At 56.6% G+C, this 3,534-nt stretch carries 1 protein-coding gene and 1 pseudogene; one reads left to right on the plus strand and one right to left on the minus strand.

Annotated elements, in window-relative coordinates:
* Nucleotides 1-2,723 (plus strand): annotated as a pseudogene (locus H9X91_RS13905) (hypothetical protein); the annotation flags it as partial.
* 60 nt (nucleotides 2,724-2,783) lie between these two features.
* Here the strand turns inward: H9X91_RS13905 and H9X91_RS13910 are convergent.
* Nucleotides 2,784-3,266, minus strand: coding sequence for a hypothetical protein (locus tag H9X91_RS13910; protein ID WP_204805859.1), 483 nt, complete (start codon nucleotides 3,264-3,266; stop codon nucleotides 2,784-2,786).
* Nucleotides 3,267-3,534 lie beyond the last annotated feature (268 nt).

Genomic DNA, 3,534 nt, shown 5'->3' on the forward strand with positions numbered 1-3,534 from the left:
TGGGCGCTCTGGGCTATGACCAGTCCATCGAGGGCTACACCGGCACCAACTGGACCGTGAACGTGGCCGGCCGTGCCTATGAGATCGGCCTGACCGACGGCAACGACAACTTTGTGGGCTCCAAGGCCTGCACCCGTGAAGAGGCCGCCCTGTATGCGGTCAACACCCTGAAGTCCACCCTGGTGGAGTATGCTAACAAGGGTTCCAGCATCACCATCAACGGCGCGGAGATCGTCACCGGCGCTTCCGAGCCCACCTATGTGACCTCTAGCATCTACAACCAGGCCACCAGCATCAACGACGACAAGGACAACGCCTCCGGCGACTACACTGTCGAGTTCGCTGAGCGGTACCAGACTGACCTGCGCCTGGACGCCGAGACCGACAACTTTGGCCGTCCCGCCCGCGTGTGGAGCTGGAAGGGCGAAGAGATCGGCACCTATGTGGACTACAGCAAGATGGTCGCTGAGTACACCACCAAGGTGGAGTATCAGGATCTGTATGACGCTGTGGGCAAGACCGCCGCTGAGAAGTACGGCATGGACGCCTATGTGGATGGCGTTGACAATGTCGGTACCGGCGCTGGCGAGGTCTCTCAGGCCAAGATCACCAGAAAGAACGACGACACAGTTGGTTCCACCGGCAACGGCGTTCTGACCCAGGTGTTCGTGAATGTGGATGACAAGGAGTTCACTGTCACCTCCATCAATACCTATCTGGCCCAGGCCATTTCCGATTACAGCGAGTCCAGCGAGAGACTGAACATCAAGATCTACACTGGTCTGAACAATGCTTCCATCACGAGATACGTCGACAACGATGACTTCGATGTTTCTGGCTATGAGAAGGACGATGTGATGCTGGTCACCATGTCCGGCACCCGTCAGGTGATCGAGTCCGTGGAGGATCCCGAGGTCGTCTCTGAGGTCTCCATTTCCTCCTACAGCGTTGACAAAGATATTGCGGACAACGGCGGCCAGTACAAGCTGGGACAGGTGACTGCCAGCGGCACCAAGTACTCCACCGCTGTCAAGTCCTTCTGGGACGCTAAGTTCCTGTACAACTACAATGACAACACCCAGCAGCTGAAGGATTACACCTACAACCTGTATCTGGATCCCTACGGCTATGTGGTGGGCCTGCAGAACGTGGAGGATACCACCAACTACCTGTTCATCGTGGGCTATGACGTTGGCTCCAGCGTCCTGGCCAAGACCCTGGACAAGGCCCTGGCCATCTTCCCCGACGGCCAGATGAAGACCATCACCTGCTATGAGAAGGACGGCGTGGCTGACGTAGTCGCCAATGACAAATCCAATGTCAACCAGTGGTGGACCTACTCTGTGGACTCTGACGGCAACTATGTCCTGAAGGGTGTTGCGGACGATCAGTTCCACGATTTGGATACCAATCGTGTTCTGGATGTGGAGAATCCCACTCTGAAGGGCGTTGACCGCCTCGGCGCAACCACCACTACCTCCCCCAGCGACTATGATGTGATTGCCTACGGCAACACCGAGTCCGTCTATATCACTGTGGAGGCCGACAAGAGTGTCGATAAGACCAACGGTTCCATCGTTGATGTGACCAATGTGACCACCGGCATCCGCAACACCAGCATCGACATGAGCGAGAACACAACTTCCGGCGCTTATGGTGCCTATGTTCTGTACGACGGCAACTACGTGAAGTACGCCGTGGTCGTCGGCGAGGACGGCAGCGTGGGCAACCGGTTCGTGTATCTGACCGACGGCATCGGCGACCGCAGCTATGACGCTGAGGTCGGCGACGATGGCTACTACTGGTCTTACGACGCCATCGTTGACAAGCAGCTGGTGGAGACTGACAGCGGCAAGGGCGGCTTCAACACTCTGGTGGAGAAGGACACCGAGAGCCCGGCCAACTGGCTGATGGGTGGCTCTCTGTACAAGGCCAGCTATGACGCTGATGGCTACGCCAAGAAGATGGAGCTGATGAAGGATAACTGGACGACCGCCGAAACCAGCACCAACAAGGACAACGGCTATGTCCAGATTACCAGCAGCGGCAATACAGCCTTTGAAGTGACCCTGCGTGCACAGACCATCTACTTCAATACTGCTAACTTCAGCAAGCAGTACGTGATGACCGCCGACGACTGCGTCTTCTTCGTCCAGAACACTGACACGGTCAACGGCAGCGACTATGTGGAGTACAGCGACATCGATGCCGCTCTGGCTGCCACTGGCGCTGTGGACGGCGAGACTTACTACATCACTGGCCGTCTGGTTGCCATCTGCGACGAGACCACTGGCTTCGCTACCACGGTTATCATCCGTGACAGCAAGTTCGAGAACAAGGGCGAGACCCCCGTGGCCTCCAGCGGCTACAAGGTGGTCGGCTTCAACGCCAATTCCCTGGCAATCTCTGCTGACAACAGCGGCATTACCCTGACGTATGCTAAGGTTGTCGACAATGCGGGCGCTGACAAGAACTATGGCAACACCGCCACTCTGACCACTAAGGTGGAGTTCTTCAGCCTGACCGAGGGCTGGAAGACCATTGACACTGTTGAGCAGACTGTCACGGGCTTCGGCACTGATAACTGCGGCATTGCTGACGGCACTGGCGTGAAGGTCAACATGCCTCTGGTTGACGGCCAGTATCGTGTGACGATGACTCTGAGCAACAGAACCATCGGCACTCTGGCTGTTGGCGAACCTACTCTGGTGGAAGTTAATTAAACCAGCTGGCGCTAGAGTTTAAGGCAACAAATCCCCCGGGCTTCGGCCCGGGGGATTTTGTTATTCATTTGATTCCAAAAGCGCCACGTAAGAATATTGTGCGCCACTTGTGTTCAGCTGCATTTCGCCGCTGTTAACTGCGCTGATGCTGTACCACTTTACGCTGTTGTCAGTCCACTCAACTCCGACGACATATCCGGAATTTGCGTCAAGACTGATGGCATAGGGCACATTCCGCAGCAGCTTCAAGTGGATGTCGTGTGAGCCCTCCCGTTCCTTCGGAAAGACAAACACGAAGATTGGTTTGCCGTCAAACGTCAGGGTGCAGGGACTGCCGCTGCCGTAGCCGCCGTTTCCTGTGTAGCTGCCGTAGACGATCTGGCAGTTGCCCTTCCCCGCCACCGCTGTCTCCAGGGCGGCGATGTTGTCGGCGTTTTCTTTCAGCGCCGTGTCGATCTTGCTGTTGTCACTGTTAAAATTTTCCATCAAGATCCGGTCGGTGGGGGCCCACTGACACAGTTGGTAATTGGCCGTTTGGTTCAAAAAACATTCCTCGCTTCGTATCAATTTACAGGGCGGCCCGGCAGGGGGAACGCCGGGCCTCCGCAGGGGCGCCGGGACTTGAAAAATGCTCCCGCGCCGGAGGCAGCTCCTCCGCTTTGCCCTACACTCCTGTGGAGTGTAGGGCAAAAGTTGCACGTTTCCATGCACCGGAAAAAGTTTTTCTGCTGCACTGACGGATGCAACTTTTCCCCGCACTACCGGAGGTAGTGCGGGGAATGTTCCGCCGCCCGGAGGCTTTGGCCGTTTG

This window comes from Oscillibacter valericigenes (genome assembly GCF_016902445.1).
Lineage (GTDB): Bacteria > Bacillota > Clostridia > Oscillospirales > Oscillospiraceae > Oscillibacter > Oscillibacter avistercoris.